This window comes from Gaetbulibacter sp. NE, assembly GCF_025548475.1.
Lineage (GTDB): Bacteria > Bacteroidota > Bacteroidia > Flavobacteriales > Flavobacteriaceae > Gaetbulibacter_B > Gaetbulibacter_B jejuensis.
Genome location: NZ_JAOQHY010000005.1, coordinates 17,502 through 37,519 on the forward strand (window position 1 = coordinate 17,502; position 20,018 = coordinate 37,519).

Below are 20,018 nucleotides of genomic sequence, written 5' to 3' on the forward strand. Positions count from 1 at the left end.
ATCTTAACTAAATAAAAAGCCCTGAGAAATCAGGGCTTTTTTTATTGTAAAGTAGTAATTAAATCTTCAAGCGATAGCTGCTGCTGTTCGCCATTAGCCATATTTTTAAGCGTAAAAGTATTGCTACTCATTTCAGACTCACCAACAAGCACAACGTAAGGTACTGCTCGTTTGTTGGCATAATTCATTTGCTTTTTCATTTTAGCAGCATCAGGATACAACTCTGCATTAATACCATGAGCTCTTAATGCTTTTATTGCTTTTAAACAGGTTAACGCTTCAGCTTCGCCAAAATTAATACAAAGCACTTTTATACTTTCTGATATAGTTTCAGGAAATAAATTAAGTTCTTCAAGTACCAGATAAATTCTATCTAAACCAAAACTAATCCCTACTCCACTCACATCTTTAAGTCCAAATATTCCGGTAAGGTCGTCGTATCTTCCTCCTCCACCAATAGAACCCATCTTTACACCTTCTGGAGCTGACACTTCAAAAATAGCTCCTGTGTAATAGTTAAGTCCTCTTGCTAAAGTAACGTCTAATTGCAAGTTGGCAGTTTGTAATTTTAATTCTGAAATTGCTGTATTGATAAACTCCAGTTCTTCAATACCTCTTTTACCTTCTTCAGAAACCGAAAGAATAGCTTTTAGTGCTACAATTTGTTCTGAGAAATCACCTTGCAATTCAAAAAGCGGTTGTAGTTTTTCAATACCTTCTTTAGAAATACCTTTACTAAGCATTTCTTCTTTTACTTTCTCCTCTCCTATTTTATCGAGTTTATCTAGAGCTACCGTAAAATCAATGAGTTTATCTTGCGCACCAATAACCTCTGCAATACCTGAAAGTATTTTACGGTTATTGATTTTTATAGTCACTCCTTCTAGCTTTAAAGCCGAAAATACTGCATCATATAATTGTACAAACTCCACTTCTTGCCAAAGAGATTGCGATCCAACAACATCAGCATCGCATTGGTAAAACTCTCTAAAACGTCCTTTTTGTGGTCTATCTGCTCTCCAAACTGGTTGCATTTGGTAGCGCTTAAACGGAAAGTCAATTTCGTTTTGGTGCTGCACTACATAACGAGCAAATGGCACTGTAAGGTCATAACGAAGGGCTTTTTCGGAGATATAAGGTGTAAGTTTATTAGAATCTTTATCTAAATAATATTTATTATCAACCTTTGACAAATAATCCCCAGAATTCAAAATCTTAAAAATCAATCGGTCGCCTTCATCACCATATTTACCCATTAAGGTGTCAGAGTTTTCAAAACTTGGTGTTTCAATAGGTTGAAACCCGAAGTGCTGAAACTGTGCTTTTATAGTGTCAAAAATATAATTGCGTTTTGCTACCTCTATTGGGTTAAAATCTCTTGTGCCTTTTGGTATACTAGGTTTTTGTGCCATAATATGTCCTACGAAAGTGGGAATCTCTTTTAGTGAAACTTTATAATTATTATTGTCATTTAGAGCACAATCATCTAATTCTACCTTATAATTTAGTGTCTGCTTGCGTAAACAAACTCTTCGACAGGCTCAGTATGACAGATGAAATCCATGTAAATTCATTTCATTCAGCACAAAAATATTATATTTTTATAGGCAATGCCAAGTTATTTCAAATTTATAGTAACTTTATTGTGCTTTTGTAGTCTTATACTATAACATAACCCTTTACATGATATCTTAATTTATGTTTTCACTCGCTAAAGAGAATATAAAAATTGCTTTTGACTCTATAAGAACCCAGTTACTACGTACTATTTTAACTATACTTATTATTGGTATTGGTATTATGGCTTTGGTAGGTATATTAAGCAGTGTATCGGCTTTAGAGAATACTATTTCTAGTGATTTTTCTTCAATGGGAGCCAACACATTTAACTTGCAGCGTTACGAGTTTAACGCACAACGACAAAGTGGTGGCGAACGTCAAAAAATAAACCCTATTATTAGTTATAGAGATGTAAAAGCGTTTGAAGACGCTTATGATTTCCCTTACACTAGAACGTCTATTTCATTTTTTGGCACTTCAACTGCAGAAGCAAAACACGAAAACTTAAAAACAGATCCTGAAGTAGCGGTTTTAGGTGTTAATGAGCATTACATCCAAAATTCGGGTCTTGAAATAGAAAAAGGAAGAGCTTTAAATTACTTTGATGTGCACAACAATAACAACGTATGTGTTATTGGTAGCGATTTAGAAAAAGCCCTATTAAGCGATGTTAACCCTATTAATAAAACCATAAGTGTTAGAGGTGCAAAATTTAAGGTGATAGGTGTACTAAAATCTAAAGGGTCTACATTTGGAAACAACCAAGACTTACGAATGCTCATTCCGTTACAAAAAGCAAGAAGTATATTTACTAGCCCTAATATTAATTACGGTTTAAGCGTTAAAGTTGACAAAAAAGATTTCTTACAAGGTGCACAAGACGAAGCCATCTTATTGTTTAGAAACATTAGAGGTCTTAATCCTATTGAAGAGAATAACTTTGGAATAGAGCGTAGCGATGACCTTATTAATCGTATTGGTGAAATGACCAAATACCTTTACTTGGCTGCTTGGATAATAAGTATTGTTACCATTTTTGGGTCATCAATAGCACTAATGAATATTTTATTTGTTTCGGTTTCTGAGCGTACTCGTGAAATTGGAGTTAGAAAAGCTTTAGGTGCTAAACGAAAAACAATAGCGTTTCAATTTTTTATGGAAGCTATTATCATTGGACAGCTAGGAGGTATTTTAGGTATTATTCTAGGTACGTGTATTGGGTTGATAGTAGCAACAGTAGCTAAATTTCAATTTGCTATACCTTGGTTAGCGATGTTTAGTGCATTCACTATTGCATTTGTTGTAGCTATAGTTTCAGGATTACTACCAGCTGTTAAAGCAGCAAAACTAGATCCTGTAGAGTCGTTGAGATATGAATAATTTTTAGCTGTTAGCTGTTAGCTGTTAGCTGTTAGCTGTTAGCTGAAAAATAAAGAAATCTATTTACTTCTTTATTAGGTTTTCGAAATACCTATATAAATCACCTTTAGTAATTACGCCTCCTTGTTGTATTAATTTAAATTTATCTAAGGCTTTGTCTTCAGTATAAGTCTTTTTTGCAGTGAGTAACTCAACATCATCAGACAAGAGGTTGTTTCTAAACCAGTCAAAACCTTCGCTTGTTGTTAAGTCAGTAGTCTCATTTTTAATTTTAATAGCAATTAGTTCCATTTCGTTCTCTTTAAGATGAAACAAATGCATTTGCTGAGGCGATATATGTTCTAGGTAATTAACTTTAGTCAACACACCTTCCCAAACCAAATCACTAAACACATCTAACTCTTGTTCGGCAACTTCAGGTTTATTAACCTTTATGTCTGCCCATTCATCTGCAGTGATAGATTGGGTTGCTAAAAAGTTTATAAACTCTTTATGGAGTTCTTCAAATTGTTCTTTAGTAAGTCTAGCGTATTTCATTGCTAATGTTTTTTGTAATTAAAAAGCCCCAACATAGTTGAGGCTTTTAAAGATATTATTTTTGAATATTAAGCTTCTGCTACAACTTCAAACGGTAAATCTACAGTTACGTCTCTGTGAAGTCTGATTACAGCTTCGTATTGACCTAAACGCTTGATGTTACCACCATTGATAGAAATGTATTTCTTTTCAATAGCATGTCCTTGGTTATTTAAAGCATTAGCAAGGTCTATATTAGTAATAGAACCAAATAATTTATCACCAGCAGTTGCACCAGCACCAGCTTTAGCAGCGATTTTAATTTCTAATCCTTTAAGTAACTCTGCAGTTTTGTTAGCTTCTTCAATAATTGACTTTTCTTTGAAAGCTCTTTGCTTTAAAGTTTCAGCTAATACTTTTTTAGCTGAAGCTGTTGCCATAACAGCATGTCCTTGAGGAATCAAAAAGTTTCTACCATAACCGTTCTTAACTGTTACAATATCGTCTTTAAATCCTAAATTTTCAACGTCTTGTTTTAATATAAGTTCCATAGTTATGTTATTTTATTTTAATAAATCTGCTACATAAGGCATCAATGCAAGGTGACGCGCTCTTTTTACTGCTACAGATACTTTTCTTTGGTATTTTAAAGAAGTTCCTGTTAAACGTCTTGGTAATAATTTACCTTGCTCGTTTACAAAACTTAATAAGAAATCTGGGTCTTTATAATCGATGTATTTAATTCCAGACTTTTTAAAACGACAATATTTTTTCGTTTTAGAGGTATCTATATTTAATGGAGTTAAATATCTAATTTCTCCATCTTTTTTTCCTTTTGCTTGTTGTTCAATTGAAGACATAATTTACGCTTTTTGTTTGTTTCTAGTTCTTCTCTTTTCAGCCCAAGCAATAGCATGCTTGTCTAATTTCACTGTTAAATAACGCATAAAACGCTCATCACGTCTAAATTCTAATTCTAACGGAGAAATTACTTCGCCATCTACAGTATACTCAAATAAGTGGTAAAATCCACTTTTTTTGTTTTGAATTGGGTAAGCTAATTTTTTTAAGCCCCAATCTTCTTTGGCTATCATCTTCGCTCCTTTAGAAACAAGAAAATCTTCGTATTTCTGTACTGTTTCCTTTATCTGAGTCTCAGATAAAACGGGATTTAAGATGAAAACAGTTTCATAATGGTTCATATAAATATAATTTTATAATTAAAAATGGGTGCAAAAATAACTATTATTTCTAATTCTGGCAACATTTTTGAAAGGAAAAATGCAGTTATCGCAATAGTGTTAAAATTTTGTTAAAAGAAACACTTTACCGATGTTTTTTGGTTTTTATCCGAATTTTTCGTACTATTGTCGATATCTTAACCTAAAATATAATAATGTTATGACTTTAAATTGTGTAGTAGTTGATGATTCTGCAATCCAACGATTATCTATTGTAAAGTTAATTGAGAACCACTCCTCACTTAACCTTATTGCAGAATATAGTAGTGCTTTAGAAACAAAAAACGGATTAAATACTCATAAGGTAGACCTTATCTTTTTAGATATTGAAATGCCTGTTTTAAATGGTTTTGAACTTTTAGACGTACTTAACAACAAACCCCAAATTATTTTCGTTACAGGAAAAACAGAATACGCATTTAAGGCTTTCAATTATGATGCTACCGATTATCTGCAAAAACCAATCACTAGAGAACGTTTTAACACTTCTGTTGAAAAAGCATTAGAACAGCATAAATTAAAGCTAGATTTTAATGAAACTGATGGCGAGCACATCTTTGTTAAAAGTAACCTTAAAAAACGTAAGGTATACATTAAAGATATAAAATGGATTGAAGCTCTTGGTGACTATGTAAAATTAGTAACCGAAGAAAATAGCTTAGTAGTATTATCTACAATGAAAGCTTTTGAAAAAGAACTACCTGAAGGTAAGTTTTTAAGAATTCATAAATCGTATATCGTAAATCTTGACAAAGTAGACCGATTTAACAGTAAGAATGTTGAAGTTGGAGCTTATGAAATTCCTTTAAGTAGAAATAAAAAGACACAACTTGTTGATGCGTTAAACAACATTTAAACTTTAATAATTATCGACATTTAAAACTACTCTTACAGGTCTAAAATCTTTAACACTTTGGAAGCTATTATTAATTTTAATAATAGCTTCTTTAGTTTTTGATAGTGACTGTTTTGGTGGTATTTTCACTAAAATGTTTTTATGATATAAATTTCTAATCCTAGACACAGGAGGAAACTCAGGCCCTAACACATTATCTCTAAAAACTTGTCGTAATGATTTTGTATACCAATCTGCTGCAAAATTGACTTTATTAAAATCTCTATGCTTCAGTGTAATTTTAATAAGCCTATACAATGGTGGATATTTATAATTATGCCTATCATTCATTTGCTCATTAAACATCTCCACGTAATTGTTAGTTGAGACTTGCTGTAAAATACGATGATAAGGATTATAAGTTTGAATGAGTACTTTTCCTCGCTTATCGGTTCTTCCTGCTCTACCTGCAACTTGTAACATTAATTGAAAACTGCGTTCATGTGCTCTAAAATCAGGAAAATTAAGCATATTATCAGCATTCATGATTCCTACAAGCTTTACATTTCTAAAATCCAATCCTTTGGTAAGCATTTGTGTTCCTACCAAAATATCTATTTCCTGTTGCTCTAAAGCGGTAATGATTTTTTCATAACCATATTTTCCTCTGGTTGTATCTAAATCCATACGAGCTACTTTATGGTTAGGAAACAACGCTTTCACCTCCTCCTCTACTTGCTCAGTACCAAATCCTTTACTATCAATTTCTACACTTCCACAAGCTTGACATTGCTGTTGCATTGCCATGTGATAGCCACAGTAATGACAACGTAATTCATTTTTATATTGGTGAAAGGTTAAACTCACGTCACAATTTGGACATTGTGGTGAATGCCCACAGGTATTACACTCAACAATTGGAGAAAACCCTCTTCGGTTTTGAAACAATATAATTTGATGACCTTCTTCAAGCGTTTCGGTCATTTCTTCAATCATTCTATCACTAAAATGACCATTCATACGCTTTCTTTTGTGCTTATCTTTAATATCGACTAGCTCAACATCTGGCATCATCACATTATTGTAACGCTGATTCAACTCTACAAAACCATACTTATTTTGCATTGCATTGTAATAGCTCTCCAGACTTGGTGTTGCTGAACCTAGAAGTGTTTTTGCTTTAAACATGTTTGCTAAAACAATAGCTGCATCTCGTGCATGATACCTTGGCGCAGGATCAAATTGTTTATAGGATTGCTCGTGCTCTTCATCTACGATAATTAATCCTAGGTTATGAAACGGTAGCAATACCGAAGACCGAGCTCCTAAAATCACTTGTGCTTTTGGTGAATTGTCTAACATATTATTCCAAACCTCAACACGCTCGTTAACCGAATACTTGGAGTGAAATACCGATACTTGTTCGCCAAAATAGTTTTGCAGCCTATTTACCAGTTGGGTTGTTAAAGCAATTTCAGGCAACAAATACAATACTTGTTTGTTTTGTTTTAAAACCTCTTCAATGAGCTTGACATAAACTTCAGTTTTACCTGAAGATGTCACACCATGCAACAGTGTTATATTTTGGCTTTGAAAAGACTGTTCTATTTGCTCTAACGCTTTTTCCTGATGTTCGTTTAATTGTTTTGAACTTTCATTTTCTTCACCTTCATATTGCACTCTATCGGTTTGAATAAAATACTCTTCGAGAATACCTTTATCTATTAAAGCTTTTACAATAGTTGAAGACGCGCCACTTTGATTGGTTAAATCTGAAACTTTAACTGGCTTTTTGGTTTGTGCAGAAATGGAAAACAAGGCTAACACAACTTCTTTTTGTTTGTGCGCTCTTCCTAAATCTTCTAACAAATTTTGAAGTGCTTTCTCTGAAGAAAAACTAGAATGTAATTTTACATAACGAACTAGTTTAGGCTTGTACTTTTCATAAATTTCTTCTTCAACAGTAATTGCATTTTTTTCGAGTAAACGCTTAATAACAGGAAGTACATTTTTTTTATCTAAAATAGACATCAAATCCTGAATCTTTAATGATGACTGATGGTGTAACGCCTCATAAACCAAAAACTCATCGTCTTTTAAATCTTCGTCATTAACAATCCTATCTTTATTTTTTGTGATTATAGTTTCACTTTCCAACAAAAATGCACTTGGTAATGCTGCACGCATAACTTCACCTACCGAACACATATAATATCTAGAAATCCAATGCCAATGTTGTAATTGAGTTTGCGTAACTACAGGTGTTTCATCGAGTATTTGATGAATGTCCTTAGCCTCATAAACCACTGGAGCAGTATTGTGAATACTATGCACTATAGCTGTGTAAATTTTAGATTTACCAAAAGGCACAGACACACGCATACCAGATTTTAAAAAATTGGCTTCGGCTTCAGTAATACTATACGTAAATAGTTTTTCTAAAGGAATTGGAAGTATGACGTCTATAAAATTTGGCATAAGCCAAAGGTAAACTGTTTACTGAAAATAAACACTTATTTTTAAAACACTTTAGTTAATCATTTTTAATGTTGTACTTTCTCAATACATGTAGAGAAGCATTAAGTTCATAACCTAATAATAAAATATTGGAGTTTAACCATAAGTACAATAACAGTATTAACAAAGCTCCAATAGAACCATAGAGTTCATTGTATTGCGAAAAGTTATTTATGTAAATACCAAAAAGGTACGACGTTGATATTATTAATAAAGTGGTTAATAATGCGCCTATCGAGAAGAAACGAGATTTTCTACCTTCTTTAGTTCCAAAATAGTACAAAGTAGCTGTTGCTAAATACACCATTAAAACAAAAAACATGTATTTTGCAAATACAATCCATCCCAAACCAGAGTCACTCTCTAAGACATCTTTTCCTGTAATGCCTTGGTATATGGGCTGTATCACATAAATTTGAAAGTATCCAAACACTGCAACGGTTAGCAATACTAAAAATGCTAAGATTAAAGCAATCCCTAGTGCGTAGAGGTATTGCTGAAACACATTTCTTGTGAGTTGTTCATGATAAGAATTTTCAAAACCAGAAAATACAGCATTTACGCCATTTGCCATTAGTAACATAGACAGTAAAAAAACCGATGATAATAAACCTGCTCCTCCACTTCCGCTAATGTTTTCAAAAATATTTGAGAAGAAAAAATCTGATGTTTGAGGAGGTAAAAACGAATTTAGAAACTGCTCAAACTTAATTTGAAAATCGTCAATAGGAATGTATGGAATTACAATAATGACAAACAGCAAAAACGGGAAAATAGCGGTAAAAAAACTAAAAGCAATTGCACTTGCTCTTGTTGTTAGAGCACCTTTAACAATTCCCATAAAGTAAAGCTCCATTAAATCATAAACAGATAAGCCTTCAAGACCTGGCAATTTTATCTGTTTTAAAAACCTAACAAGTAGGTTGATTACTGGCAACTTTTCAAGTTTATCTTCAATGGGTTTGGTCATTGATTAGAAGCTTTTTTTAATTCTTCATTAATTTTAAATTTCCAAGCTATTAACTCAGCCTCATTATTTCCAAAAGCAGTTTGGGTGTAAAGATTATACACTTCTGTTTCATAAGCTTTATTTATTTCCTTGTACGCATCGCTAGCATACTTAACCCAATTATTATAGTCATCAACTTGTTTTTCTTTAAACGACTCTCTTAGTTTAATTGAATAAATTTCTGTTAAGTCAAAATGAATATTAACCAAATCTAATCCTTTGTTGGTTCTATAATCTGGTTGTACCCAAGAACACTCAGTATTAAATTCAGTTTCAACTACAAACCTCCCTTTATTGGATAAAAACTTAGTAAAATCAAAGTAAGCATCAATATACAAACACGTATAAAACGGATAACTAAGCTTTGGAGCATCTTTAAAATCATCCCAATTTAAAGTACGGTTATCACTCCATAATATTTCTTTTTCAAACGGAGTAACATCATCAATCTTATAAACTTCAAAATCTATTTGATGACACGTGCTAAAACCTGGAAGCTTATGGTTAGTAATTTTAACCACATTTCCTCCAACTGACCTAGACTTATCTTTTGCTATATTAATAACAGTTTCATAGCCACAGTCTACTGACATGCCTCCATCTCTTATCTTAAAGTCTCCAATTTTTACTCGCTTAATACTATCAGGAATATTCACTCCTTCTTTAAAAACCACAACACTTGCGTTAGACTTTAATGCAGTTGTAGTTACATACAAATTGTTTTCCTTAACGCTCATTGCAGATTTACAACCTAAAAACAGAATGCTCAAAAAAACAACAGAAAAAAAATTCCTCATTAGTCTACAGCCTTTAAACTTAAATCCATGTTATAAACTGAGTGCGTCAATGCACCTGATGAAATATAATTAACACCACAAAGTGCATATTGCCTAACAGTTTTTTCGTTGATACCACCAGAAGACTCTGTTAAACATTTATCTCCTATTAGCTTTACAGCTTTTTTAGTGTCTTCAAAATTAAAGTTATCAATCAAAATTCGGTAAACACCATCACTTTGCAAGATTTCTTTAATTTCATCAAGATTTCTAGCTTCAACAATTATTTTTAAATCTCTTCCTGTGTCTTGTAAATATTGCTTGGTTTTTTCTATAGCTTTAGTAATTCCTCCTGCAAAATCAATATGGTTATCCTTAAGCATAATCATGTCATAAAGAGCAAACCTATGGTTTTCGCCTCCACCAATTTTTACAGCCCATTTTTCAAGAGCTCTAATTCCTGGTGTAGTTTTTCGAGTATCTAAAATTTTGGTTCCTGTACCTTCAAGTAAGTCTACAAACTGTTTTGTTTTGGTTGCAATAGCACTCATACGTTGCATAGAATTAAGCACAAGTCGCTCAGCCTTTAAAATAGATTGCGAAGACCCTTCAACATAAAACACAATGTCTCCCTTTTTTACATTACGTCCATCGTTGATAAATGTTTGCACTTTTAAGTTTTTATCTACATGCTTAAATATAAGTTTCGCAAACTCTACACCAGCTATTATCCCATTATCTTTAACCAATAGTTTAGCTTTTCCTTTAGCTGTAAGTGGAATACATGCTAGTGAGCTATGGTCACCATCACCAACATCTTCTCTTATGGCATTGGTAATAATTATTTCTATTTCTTTATGGAATTGAGCTTCGCTTATCATTTTTTTGTTATTTTGGACTATACGAAAATATAGTATTTTTAACAGAAATATTCGAATGTCTTTAAAAAAAATAGTTATAATTTTTGTCGCGTTTTTTAGTCTGCCTTCTTCATTTTCTCAAACCAATATTTATTTAGATGAAAATTTAGGGTTAATTGATAAAGCAACCTACAACAAAAAATGCGATTCATTCTTATTTAATTGCCAAACCATTAAGAATGATTCCATGACAGGATATTTAGTTTTTGAAAATTATAAATTTGGAAAACTTAATACCAAAGATTACCAACAAGTTTTAGGAGTATTAAAACGTGATTCTGAAATTTTAGAATTAGATGACAAAACACTAATTATCACTTACAGAGATAACCTTCTGAATCATTTACACTATAGACAAATGCACCCAAACCATCAAATTACAAAAGACAATTATCACATAAAGGCAAAAGAATATATTTCTGATCAAAAAAAATGTATAGAAAAAGCTACGTCAAACAACAGAGTTCGACTCTATTTTTACAGAAGCTTTGCTGGTTATTTTTACGACACTGAAACTTTTAATTGGAAGCAAATATCTCAGCTACTTAACAAGCTTTTCTTCTACAACAATCAAGACAGTATGCTTATATTAAAACCAAATGGTCATTATTTTTATTTTACTGAAATCAATCAGAAATTTATTTTAGAACTTCTTGACACTAATGATTGGACTCCCTATATTGAAGCACTTGAAAATGCTAAAACTAAAAACACCAAAACACCTAAAGGGTTTTTAAAAAATTTAAGAATAAACTCATTGAACAGTTCTAAAAAAAACAACAAATATAAATGCTATTTTTATGGTAATATTTAATCAATAAATCTCAAAATGAAGTTCAATTTATTTATTTGTCTATTCTTTACACTTAACATTAGCTTATGTTTCTCGCAAGAGAGTAAATTCTATGATGAAAATTCTAAAGAAATTGAATCCTTAGAGTTTTACAAAAAATGCAATAGACTAGCCTATAAATGTCTAAGACAATCAACAGATACTCTAGATATATATAAAGTTACTCTTAAATATGACTTTGGTAAAATAGAACCTGAAGAGTATGAACAAGTTTATAAACTATTAACAAAAGGCACTACAAAAAGTAACCAAATTATCATTGTAAAATACATTGACAATCTTTATAGTTATGAAGCCCAAAAAAAATTGTATGACAGTCACGTAAGACTGCCCGACTCTGTGCAAGATTTATTGAAAAATCGTTATCGAACAAGCCAATTCAAGCTAACTGAAACATCTCATAATAAGACTATAAAAAAAAGAATAAAAAAGTCTAAAAAATGTAAAAAGAAATTTGAAAAGAAACACCCAGTAAGCATCAATTACATGTATAATCTTGACCAAAATCTTGCTGAAAAGTATAAGGATATAGATTTAATACAAAACAAAGGCATCTTAAAACTTAAATTCTTCACTAACGTCTCACAGTTTAACTTACTAATATTAAAACCAAATGGAGAATATCTTTTAAGTGGTGGTCATCTTAGTGATAAAAGTATAAAGGAGTTAATTACTAATGATGATTGGAGTATTTACAAAAACGATTTGCAAACAACCATAGATAAGTATATTATTAATGGGTTTGGAATATTTGAAAAACATAACGTTTATTACCACAAAGACCACTGTTTCTAATGACCATAAAACTCTTAGCCATAGGCAAAACAGATAGCAAAGCGCTTCAATCATTAATTGACGAGTACACAAAGCGTCTTGGGTTCTATATTAAGTTTGAGCTTGAAATTATACCAGATATCAAAAACTCAAAAAACCTAAGCGAAACACAGCAAAAGCAAAAAGAAGGCGAACTTATTTTAAACAAACTTAACCCAACAGATGTATTAATTTTACTTGACGAAAAAGGAAAACAACTAAATTCTGTTGCTTTTGCCAATTACTTACAAAAACACATGAACTCAGGCATTAAGCAGCTTGTATTTGTAATTGGTGGACCTTATGGGTTTTCAGAAGAAGTTTACAGCAAAGCAGCAGGCAAACTGTCTTTATCTAAAATGACTTTTTCGCATCAAATGGTGCGATTATTTATGGTTGAACAACTCTACAGAGGCTTTACTATTTTAAGAAACGAACCTTACCATCATAGATAAAAAAAGATGCCAAATGGCATCTTTTTTTTATCTGTTCTTGCTTTATTTACAAGTTGTTTTTCTTTTATGCTTAGTTAATAATAGAGAGTTTACTATTGTAAAACCTGATATAAGGAACAAAAACATATATTTCCAATTATCATGATCTTTAAACAAAAATGAATTAACAAGTATTAAAGCTGCCCAAACAATTGCGTTTATAAGTATTATTTTTCTCATACTTATAGGACGTCAAAAACAACAAAATGTTACAAAGACTACTCTAAGCCCAAGCTTTTAATGTATGCTTTATTGTTTGATGGTCTACCTAAAAACTCTTCTACAACCTCATTAACAGGTCTTTGACTTCCGTTGCTAAGTATTAATTTTCTGTATTTAACTCCTGTTTCTTGATCTCTCAATCCGTTTTCCTCAAAAACTGTAAACATATCTTGTGCATACACTTCAGACCACAAGTAACCATAATAGTAAGTTGGGTGTGTATTAATATGAATCCAGCTTGCTTGAGGGTGTGTTCCTTCAACATACCAATCCATTACATTCATTTCAGCATCAATATCTTTCCATAACTGGTCTGTATCTAATGGTTGATTTGGATCATATTTATCGTATAAATTCATATCATAAATACAACGTCTTAATGATCCTTGTGCTGAAAGACCTGAAGATACATTTTTTGCGTTTACCATATTATCAAACAACTCTTTAGGAAAAACCTCTCCAGTTTTATAATGTTTTGCAAACGAACTTAAGATGTCGTAATCCCAAGTCCAGTTTTCAAAAATTTGAGACATAGCTTCAACAAAATCAGATTTTGTACCTTCTTGTAAGCTATACTCACCTTCGTAAGACATAGAATCCATTATATGTCCAAACTCGTGAAACAAAGTATTTAATTCATTATGACTTAACAATGAAGGCATTGTTTCGGTTGGTTTTGTAAAGTTTCCTAATAACATCGCTACAGGAACTTCATAACCTTCAGCTGTTTGTTTTCCTGATGAAAGAGGTACACAGTAAAACCAGGACTCTTTATTTGGTCTTGGATATAAATCTAAATAAAAGCGTCCTTTCAATTTATCGCCTTCATACACTTCATAAGCTTCAACGTCTTCATGCCATACTGTAGCAGTTTCATCTTTTTTAAACTCAAGACCTAATAGCTCTTGATAAATATCAAACAATCCACCTAAACACGCATCCATTGGTAAATATTCGCGTATTTTTTCGTTGTCTACTTTATAGTTGTTTTTTAATATTTCGTTTTTATAAAAACTTAAATCCCAAGAATTAATAGGCAAGCTCTCATCAATTCCAAAAGCTTTAGCTCGTTGTGCTTTTAAAACCTCTATATCGTTAATTGCTTTCTCTTTAGATTCTGCTACTAAACCGTTTACAAATTCCCAAACAGTTTCAGGGTTTTTAGCCATTTTATTTACTAAGTTATATTCGGCAAATGAGTTATAACCCATAAGCTGTCCTAATTCATAACGCTTTTTAACCAACTGCTCTAACACATCAAGGTTTTTATCTGCTCCTCTATTTGCATAAAGTTTATCAAACTCTTTTCTAATAGATTCTTCAACTGCATTATCCATAACAGGACCTCTAGTTGAAGACATTACTGGAATTTCGTAACCTGCTTCGGTTTTATAAGTTGCTTTAAAACTTTCAGGTAAACCTTTAGCTCCTTTTTCATCTAGCTTTAATACCAAATCTGCAGTATTCATGTTTGTAGAATACTGAGATGTCAAATCAGTAATTTCAGATCGTAAAGCTTTATATCTTTCAAGTTTTGCTTCGTCAAGATTAACACCAGATTGCTCAAAATTTTCAATCACACCATCAACAAATCGCTTTTTACGATTTTCTAATTGAGTGTAAGCATCAGAATCCTTAAACTTTTTGAACTGTGCAAATAACGCTTTATCTGCTCCTAACACAGTCATTAATGAGTCTATCTTTTGTGAAGATGCTAAACCTTTTGCTCTTGTTATTGAATCGGTTGAAGTCCAGTACATCAAAAACGCATTACTATACGCTTTGGACAATTCATTACTAACACCATCATAAGCTTCAAATGTATTAGCTAATGTAGGAGTGCTTCCTTTTTTAATCTCTTCAATAACTTGTACAGAGTTGTCAATAGTAACATCTACATACTCTTCAATAGCAGCTCCTGTTACATTTGCAAAATCAAACGGTTGATTTAATTCTACATTAAATGGATTATCGGCTGAAAGTTCTTTTTGTGGTTTTTCTTCTTTATCGGAACAACTCATAAGTAATATTAGTGAAAATGAGTAAACTAGTTTTTTCATAAAAAATGTGTTATTGTTTCAACAAAGATAACATTCAAAAACTATTATTTACTGTTAAAAATTCATACAGGTATTCTGTTTTTGTTTCAACGTATATAATTGTACTTTTGGTTGAAATTAAACACTAAGAAATGCAACTTGTATTTGCCACCAACAACCTTAATAAACTCAACGAAGTACAAAAGCTTATTCCTGACACCATACAATTATTAAGTTTAAAAGATATAGGTTGTTTTGAAGACATTCCTGAAACTCAAGATACCATTGAAGGCAATGCGATACAAAAAGCCGAATACGTTAAGCAACATTATGGCTACGATTGTTTTGCTGACGATACTGGTTTAGAAGTTGAAGCTCTACAAGGTGCTCCTGGAGTATTTTCGGCTCGTTATGCAGGACCACAACGTGATGCAAACGACAACATGGATAAGTTACTACTAAACTTAAAAGACAAGCCTAACAGAAACGCTCATTTTAAAACCGTTATTGCATTAGTATTGAATGGGACTCTAAACACCTTTACTGGTATTTGTGAAGGTTGCATTACCGAAACTAAATATGGCGATTCTGGTTTTGGCTACGACCCAATTTTTAAAGCTAGTGGTTATGACAAAACTTTTGCTGAAATAACTCTGGAAGAAAAAAACAGTATTGGACATAGAGGTAAAGCTGTTTCCCAATTGATTTCTTTTTTAAACAAACACTAAAACGCTCTCCAGTACTAGTTTTAAAAAATCATAAAATTTATACTTCTTTAGAAAAGAATAGAAAAAATGCGTATACTAGTCCAAGCCAAAAAATAAGATTATGAACTATTTTAAAATTATCGCTTCAATATTATGTATCTCAATGATTACTTTGAGTTCTTGTAAAGACAAAGCTAAACCTACCACTTCTCAAGACACTGAAGCAACCACAAAAACATCTGAAGCACCTGAAAAAAAGAAAATTACTGCTGCTAATTTTTTCCACTACATCTGTAGTAGTGGTTGTATTAATGGAGCTGCTGTTGCTGGAAATTGTAGTAACTGCGGAAGCGTGTTAGAGCATAATCAAGCTTATCACAATAACACGAATAATTCAACAACACATAACACTCCTAACACCAATACTCCTACTACAACTTTACCTATAACCACACCTACAACAACACAAAAAACCGAACCAAGCCAAAATGCAAATGGTGTATGGCATTACACTTGCAATAATGGTTGTGCTGGAGGTGCTGGTGCTGCCGGAAGCTGTAGCAACTGTGGTAATGCTTTAGCTCACAATACTGCTTATCACCAATAAAACACAACCGTTTTAAACGTCTATATACTAAAAAATCCAGCGCTGGCTGGATTTTTTTATACTTATAATTTCGGTTTGATTATTTAATTACTGAGTTTTTTGCTTTCTCTATAGCTTCAGCATATTTTGCATCTGCAGTTTTATCAACCATTCCAATAAACATTAAAGAGGTTTCATCATCAATTCCCATGCAGTACATTTCAACATTAAGATCAGATCCTTCTGCTTCAGTAGTTCCTTTCATGTATAAAACCTTTACACCATTAATTTCAGTTTCACCTTTATCTTTAATATCCATTTTGTCACCTACATCATTTTTCATTTTTTCTTTTGAAGTCTCATAATCTTCAGGTGTTAGCATAGCCATGATAACAGCTTTTGGGTCTTCAGAGACATAGGCGTTTGTGCTTACCTTACTAAATAATTCGGTATTCACATCCATTTCAATAGTTTGGCTCATTAACTCCATCATTCGAGTCATCTTCTCTTGGTCTGCATCAGACATCGTTGTTTCTTGAGCTTGAACATTAAATGCCATAAATAACATGGCAAATACAATACATAATTTCTTCATAGTTATAGTTTAAAGAACCGAATATAACAAAACCAATAGTCATAAAAGACGTTAATGATTTATTTTTTAAACTTAATGTTCAACAACACATTAACTTAGGTTATATTGTTTATTGGAATATTAGTGTATCTTTGCCGCTTGAAACGCAAAAAGATGCGTTGTAAATTCCTCAAGGTGAGGATGTGTTACCAAGAAGTTTCAGGTTAAGTATGTCGATTCGCTTCTGTTGTAACACTACATAACATAATCGAATACTTACAAAAGACGAATGAGCACATTCCAAGATTTAGGTCTTAATGACGACCTATTACAAGCTATTACTGATATGGGTTTTAAAACCCCTAGTGATGTACAAGAACAAGCAATCCCTATTTTATTACAAGAAGAACGTGATTTAGTAGCACTAGCACAAACAGGAACTGGTAAAACCGCAGCATTTGGTTTTCCTATGTTACAAAAAATTGATATTGAAAGCAGAACCACTCAAGGGTTAATACTTTCTCCTACTCGCGAACTTTGTTTACAAATTGCAAACGAATTAAACCTATATGGTAAATACTGTAAAGGGTTAAATGTTGTTGCCATTTATGGAGGAGCAAGCATTACTGACCAAGCTAAATCGGTAAAAAAAGGAGCACAAATTATTGTAGCAACTCCTGGTCGTATGAAAGACATGATTAGCCGAAATATGGTTGATATTTCTAAAATTGAATATTCAGTTTTAGATGAAGCTGATGAGATGTTAAATATGGGATTCTATGAAGATATCACTGACATTTTATCGCACACACCAAAAGATAAAAGCACTTGGTTGTTTTCGGCTACAATGCCAAAAGAAGTAGCCACTATTGCTAAAAAGTTTATGCATAGTCCTATAGAAATTACCGTAGGAAGCAAAAACGTTGGTAGTGACCAAGTATCTCACGAATACTATTTAGTGAATTCAAGAGATAGATACGCTGCCTTAAAAAGACTAGCTGATGCTAATCCTGACATTTTCTCGGTAGTATTTTGTAGAACAAAGCGCGACACTCAAAAAGTTGCTGAAAAACTTATTGAAGATGGTTACAATGCTGGAGCACTTCATGGTGATTTAAGCCAAAACCAACGTGACTTGGTTATGAAATCGTTTAGAAACAACCAAATACAAATGCTTGTTGCTACTGATGTAGCTGCTCGTGGTATTGACGTTGACGACATTACACACGTTATCAACTACCAGTTACCTGACGAAATTGAAACCTACACGCACAGAAGTGGTCGTACAGGTCGTGCAGGAAAAACTGGAGTATCAATGGTAATTGTTTCTAAGAGTGAATTAAGAAAAATAAAAAGTATTGAACGCATCATTAAAAAGAACTTTGAGCAAAAAGAAATTCCTAGCGGAATGGAAATTTGCGAAGTACAATTAATGTCGCTAGCCAATAAAGTTCACAATACTGAAATCAACCATGAAATTGATGAATATCTTGAAAACATCAATCAATTGTTTGAAGATACTACCAAAGACGAACTGATTAAAAAATTCTTTTCAGTAGAGTTTACACGTTTCTTTAATTACTATCAAAAAGCCAGCGACCTTAATGTTTCTGCACAACATAGTAGCGAACGCGATAGCAGTAACGATGGTAACTCCACACGTTACTTTATAAACGTAGGTAAAAAAGATGGCTATGACTGGATGAGTTTAAAAGATTTCTTAAAAGAAGTTTTAGAACTTGGTAGAGACGATGTTTTTAAAGTAGATGTAAAAGACAGTTTTTCATTTTTTAATACTGAAAAAACATTACAAGAGAAAGTATTATCGTTTTTTACCGACTTTAAATACAACGGACGTTTTGTAAATGTTGAAGTATCTGAAGACAAAGGACGAGGCACTAGCAGACGCAAAAGACGTCGTGATGGTGGTGGAAAAAACAGACGTAGCGACAAACCAAGATCAGAAAGACGCTCAGGTTTTAATAACGATTCTGGAAACAGAAGCAGCAGAAGAAAATCTGAAGGGAAATCGAGACGTTCAGAGAGTTCAGGAAGCGGCAAAATGTCATCACGTCCAAGACGATCAAGACGTTAATGGTTTTAAACCTTCTTGTTAATTTTTAGTCAAAATTTTTAAGTATAATCTTATAAATGTTTTTTGTTTAGTACTTTTATATCATAAATGATTGCTATGAGGTATTATTATATCACTATTTTACTCTTTTTATTTACAACTCTAGGATTTTCGCAAGACCCTACTACAGTTAAAGGAACTGTTGTAAGTTCTAGTACTGGTGGTATTTTAGAAAGTGTAAATATTGTTAACCTCAACCAAGTTGTTGGTACCTCAACCGATGACAAAGGTCGTTTTGAAATTAAAGCCGAAGCCAATGACACACTACACTTGTCATACTTAGGTTACAAGTCTATTAAAGTACGTGTTACTAACGACTGGATAAAATTTGGAGACACTCAAATTGAGTTAACCGAATTGGCATTAGCGCTTGAAGAGGTTGTAGTTAATCAATTACAACTTACTGGATATCTAGAAGTTGACATTAAACAAATGCCTATAAAAACCAATTATAGATATAGCATTTCAGGTTTACCAAATAAAGGTTATGAAGCAGGAAATAATTCACCTAACGCTGTAAACAAGGTGTTAGGTGCTATTTTTAATCCTGCTGATTTCTTATATAATATCTTCGGAAAAAAGCCTAAAGAACTTAGAAAGTTAAGGCAAATGAAAGAAGATGACGAAATTAGAAATAACTTAGCAAGTCGTTTTGATAGAGAAATGCTAACCGTATTGCTACAGGTTGACAAACACGACCTTGACGAAATTGTTAGTCATTGTAATTATTCAAAAGATTTTATTGAAACTGCAAACGACCTTCAAATCTTAGATGCTATTAGCGAATGCTATGAAGAATACAAGGTCTTAAATAGAAACAGACCTAGCAGGTTTTAATTCCA

At 32.4% G+C, this 20,018-nt stretch carries 20 protein-coding genes; 9 read left to right on the forward strand and 11 right to left on the reverse strand.

Annotated elements, in window-relative coordinates; all coding sequences use genetic code 11:
- Positions 1 to 41: 41 nt before the first annotated feature.
- Positions 42 to 1,412: a histidine--tRNA ligase gene (gene hisS / locus OD803_RS07745; protein WP_131508511.1), complete on the reverse strand. Its 1,371-nt coding sequence runs from the start codon at positions 1,410 to 1,412 to the stop codon at positions 42 to 44.
- A gap of 286 nt (positions 1,413 to 1,698) precedes the next feature.
- Here hisS and OD803_RS07750 point away from each other — a divergent pair, with 286 nt between their 5' ends.
- Positions 1,699 to 2,940, forward strand: a complete 1,242-nt coding sequence (locus OD803_RS07750; RefSeq protein ID WP_129761358.1) for an ABC transporter permease — start codon at positions 1,699 to 1,701, stop codon at positions 2,938 to 2,940.
- Positions 2,941 to 3,003: 63 nt separating this feature from the next.
- On the opposite strand, the gene OD803_RS07755 is transcribed toward OD803_RS07750, so the two are convergent.
- The 4 genes from OD803_RS07755 to rpsF all read right to left on the reverse strand — a co-directional run bounded on the left by OD803_RS07755 (position 3,004) and on the right by rpsF (position 4,658).
- Entirely contained in the window at positions 3,004 to 3,477 is a 474-nt protein-coding gene (locus OD803_RS07755; protein ID WP_131508509.1) for a DUF6495 family protein, read from the reverse strand.
- A gap of 68 nt (positions 3,478 to 3,545) precedes the next feature.
- The gene (gene rplI, locus OD803_RS07760; RefSeq protein ID WP_129761356.1) at positions 3,546 to 4,007 is read right to left on the reverse strand and encodes a 50S ribosomal protein L9; all 462 of its coding nucleotides are present in this window, start codon (positions 4,005 to 4,007) and stop codon (positions 3,546 to 3,548) included.
- 12 nt (positions 4,008 to 4,019) lie between these two features.
- Positions 4,020 to 4,319 carry a 30S ribosomal protein S18 gene (gene rpsR, locus OD803_RS07765; RefSeq protein WP_187347862.1) on the reverse strand — a complete coding sequence of 100 codons (300 nt, stop codon included), beginning with the start codon at positions 4,317 to 4,319 and terminating at the stop codon, positions 4,020 to 4,022.
- Positions 4,320 to 4,658, reverse strand: a complete 339-nt coding sequence (gene rpsF / locus OD803_RS07770; RefSeq protein ID WP_129761354.1) for a 30S ribosomal protein S6 — start codon at positions 4,656 to 4,658, stop codon at positions 4,320 to 4,322. It lies immediately after the preceding gene.
- Positions 4,659 to 4,857: 199 nt separating this feature from the next.
- Between rpsF and OD803_RS07775 the strand changes: the two genes are divergently transcribed.
- Positions 4,858 to 5,553 carry a LytR/AlgR family response regulator transcription factor gene (locus tag OD803_RS07775; protein WP_129761353.1) on the forward strand — a complete coding sequence of 232 codons (696 nt, stop codon included), beginning with the start codon at positions 4,858 to 4,860 and terminating at the stop codon, positions 5,551 to 5,553.
- 3 nt (positions 5,554 to 5,556) lie between these two features.
- Here OD803_RS07775 and priA read toward each other — a convergent pair whose 3' ends face one another.
- Genes priA through nadC form a run of 4 tightly spaced genes read right to left on the reverse strand, consistent with a single transcriptional unit; the run spans position 5,557 to position 10,715 of the window.
- Positions 5,557 to 8,010 carry a replication restart helicase PriA gene (gene priA / locus OD803_RS07780; RefSeq protein ID WP_262733016.1) on the reverse strand — a complete coding sequence of 818 codons (2,454 nt, stop codon included), beginning with the start codon at positions 8,008 to 8,010 and terminating at the stop codon, positions 5,557 to 5,559.
- Positions 8,011 to 8,065: 55 nt separating this feature from the next.
- On the reverse strand, positions 8,066 to 9,019 hold the full coding sequence (locus tag OD803_RS07785) for a YihY/virulence factor BrkB family protein (protein WP_129761346.1): 954 nt from the start codon (positions 9,017 to 9,019) through the stop codon (positions 8,066 to 8,068).
- Positions 9,016 to 9,795: a hypothetical protein gene (locus OD803_RS07790; protein ID WP_262733017.1), complete on the reverse strand. Its 780-nt coding sequence runs from the start codon at positions 9,793 to 9,795 to the stop codon at positions 9,016 to 9,018. Before OD803_RS07790 ends, OD803_RS07785 begins: the two co-directional genes overlap by 4 nt.
- Before the next feature lie 59 nt (positions 9,796 to 9,854).
- Positions 9,855 to 10,715 (reverse strand): carboxylating nicotinate-nucleotide diphosphorylase, encoded by an 861-nt coding sequence (gene nadC / locus OD803_RS07795; protein ID WP_262733018.1) that lies wholly within the window; start codon positions 10,713 to 10,715, stop codon positions 9,855 to 9,857.
- 55 nt (positions 10,716 to 10,770) lie between these two features.
- On the opposite strand from nadC, the gene OD803_RS07800 reads away from it, so the two are divergent.
- The 3 genes from OD803_RS07800 to rlmH are packed head-to-tail and all read left to right on the forward strand — an operon-like array spanning position 10,771 to position 12,875.
- The gene (locus tag OD803_RS07800; protein ID WP_134199840.1) at positions 10,771 to 11,568 is read left to right on the forward strand and encodes a hypothetical protein; all 798 of its coding nucleotides are present in this window, start codon (positions 10,771 to 10,773) and stop codon (positions 11,566 to 11,568) included.
- A gap of 15 nt (positions 11,569 to 11,583) precedes the next feature.
- Entirely contained in the window at positions 11,584 to 12,402 is an 819-nt protein-coding gene (locus OD803_RS07805; protein ID WP_134199838.1) for a hypothetical protein, read from the forward strand.
- Positions 12,402 to 12,875 (forward strand): 23S rRNA (pseudouridine(1915)-N(3))-methyltransferase RlmH, encoded by a 474-nt coding sequence (gene rlmH / locus OD803_RS07810; RefSeq protein WP_134199836.1) that lies wholly within the window; start codon positions 12,402 to 12,404, stop codon positions 12,873 to 12,875. Before OD803_RS07805 ends, rlmH begins: the two co-directional genes overlap by 1 nt.
- Before the next feature lie 257 nt (positions 12,876 to 13,132).
- On the opposite strand, the gene OD803_RS07815 is transcribed toward rlmH, so the two are convergent.
- Positions 13,133 to 15,196 carry a M3 family metallopeptidase gene (locus tag OD803_RS07815; RefSeq protein ID WP_134199833.1) on the reverse strand — a complete coding sequence of 688 codons (2,064 nt, stop codon included), beginning with the start codon at positions 15,194 to 15,196 and terminating at the stop codon, positions 13,133 to 13,135.
- A 131-nt stretch (positions 15,197 to 15,327) separates the two neighbouring features.
- Here OD803_RS07815 and OD803_RS07820 point away from each other — a divergent pair, with 131 nt between their 5' ends.
- Together OD803_RS07820 and OD803_RS07825 are read left to right on the forward strand one after the other, a co-directional pair.
- Positions 15,328 to 15,903, forward strand: coding sequence for a non-canonical purine NTP diphosphatase (locus OD803_RS07820; RefSeq protein ID WP_129761338.1), 576 nt, complete (start codon positions 15,328 to 15,330; stop codon positions 15,901 to 15,903).
- Positions 15,904 to 16,003: 100 nt separating this feature from the next.
- On the forward strand, positions 16,004 to 16,489 hold the full coding sequence (locus OD803_RS07825) for a hypothetical protein (RefSeq protein WP_262733019.1): 486 nt from the start codon (positions 16,004 to 16,006) through the stop codon (positions 16,487 to 16,489).
- 79 nt (positions 16,490 to 16,568) lie between these two features.
- Here the strand turns inward: OD803_RS07825 and OD803_RS07830 are convergent, their stop codons facing one another.
- Positions 16,569 to 17,063: a hypothetical protein gene (locus tag OD803_RS07830; protein ID WP_262733020.1), complete on the reverse strand. Its 495-nt coding sequence runs from the start codon at positions 17,061 to 17,063 to the stop codon at positions 16,569 to 16,571.
- Positions 17,064 to 17,331: 268 nt separating this feature from the next.
- Between OD803_RS07830 and OD803_RS07835 the strand changes: the two genes are divergently transcribed.
- Both OD803_RS07835 and OD803_RS07840 read left to right on the forward strand, forming a co-directional pair.
- The gene (locus OD803_RS07835) at positions 17,332 to 19,137 is read left to right on the forward strand and encodes a DEAD/DEAH box helicase (protein ID WP_262733021.1); all 1,806 of its coding nucleotides are present in this window, start codon (positions 17,332 to 17,334) and stop codon (positions 19,135 to 19,137) included.
- 96 nt (positions 19,138 to 19,233) lie between these two features.
- Positions 19,234 to 20,013 carry a carboxypeptidase-like regulatory domain-containing protein gene (locus OD803_RS07840; RefSeq protein ID WP_129761335.1) on the forward strand — a complete coding sequence of 260 codons (780 nt, stop codon included), beginning with the start codon at positions 19,234 to 19,236 and terminating at the stop codon, positions 20,011 to 20,013.
- Positions 20,014 to 20,018 lie beyond the last annotated feature (5 nt).

Excerpts from the sequence above, each read along its gene's own strand:
- nadC (WP_262733018.1), bottom strand. The coding sequence starts at position 10,715 with ATGATAAGCGAAGCTCAATTCCATAAAGAAATAGAAATAATTATTACC.
- OD803_RS07825 (WP_262733019.1), top strand. The coding sequence starts at position 16,004 with ATGAACTATTTTAAAATTATCGCTTCAATATTATGTATCTCAATGATT.
- OD803_RS07805 (WP_134199838.1), top strand. The coding sequence starts at position 11,584 with ATGAAGTTCAATTTATTTATTTGTCTATTCTTTACACTTAACATTAGC.
- rlmH (WP_134199836.1), top strand. The coding sequence starts at position 12,402 with ATGACCATAAAACTCTTAGCCATAGGCAAAACAGATAGCAAAGCGCTT.
- hisS (WP_131508511.1), bottom strand. The coding sequence starts at position 1,412 with ATGGCACAAAAACCTAGTATACCAAAAGGCACAAGAGATTTTAACCCA.
- OD803_RS07775 (WP_129761353.1), top strand. The coding sequence starts at position 4,858 with ATGACTTTAAATTGTGTAGTAGTTGATGATTCTGCAATCCAACGATTA.
- OD803_RS07830 (WP_262733020.1), bottom strand. The coding sequence starts at position 17,063 with ATGAAGAAATTATGTATTGTATTTGCCATGTTATTTATGGCATTTAAT.
- OD803_RS07785 (WP_129761346.1), bottom strand. The coding sequence starts at position 9,019 with ATGACCAAACCCATTGAAGATAAACTTGAAAAGTTGCCAGTAATCAAC.
- rpsF (WP_129761354.1), bottom strand. The coding sequence starts at position 4,658 with ATGAACCATTATGAAACTGTTTTCATCTTAAATCCCGTTTTATCTGAG.
- OD803_RS07835 (WP_262733021.1), top strand. The coding sequence starts at position 17,332 with ATGAGCACATTCCAAGATTTAGGTCTTAATGACGACCTATTACAAGCT.
- OD803_RS07790 (WP_262733017.1), bottom strand. The coding sequence starts at position 9,795 with ATGAGCGTTAAGGAAAACAATTTGTATGTAACTACAACTGCATTAAAG.
- OD803_RS07840 (WP_129761335.1), top strand. The coding sequence starts at position 19,234 with ATGAGGTATTATTATATCACTATTTTACTCTTTTTATTTACAACTCTA.
- OD803_RS07800 (WP_134199840.1), top strand. The coding sequence starts at position 10,771 with ATGTCTTTAAAAAAAATAGTTATAATTTTTGTCGCGTTTTTTAGTCTG.
- rplI (WP_129761356.1), bottom strand. The coding sequence starts at position 4,007 with ATGGAACTTATATTAAAACAAGACGTTGAAAATTTAGGATTTAAAGAC.
- OD803_RS07820 (WP_129761338.1), top strand. The coding sequence starts at position 15,328 with ATGCAACTTGTATTTGCCACCAACAACCTTAATAAACTCAACGAAGTA.
- OD803_RS07750 (WP_129761358.1), top strand. The coding sequence starts at position 1,699 with ATGTTTTCACTCGCTAAAGAGAATATAAAAATTGCTTTTGACTCTATA.
- OD803_RS07755 (WP_131508509.1), bottom strand. The coding sequence starts at position 3,477 with ATGAAATACGCTAGACTTACTAAAGAACAATTTGAAGAACTCCATAAA.
- priA (WP_262733016.1), bottom strand. The coding sequence starts at position 8,010 with ATGCCAAATTTTATAGACGTCATACTTCCAATTCCTTTAGAAAAACTA.
- OD803_RS07815 (WP_134199833.1), bottom strand. The coding sequence starts at position 15,196 with ATGAAAAAACTAGTTTACTCATTTTCACTAATATTACTTATGAGTTGT.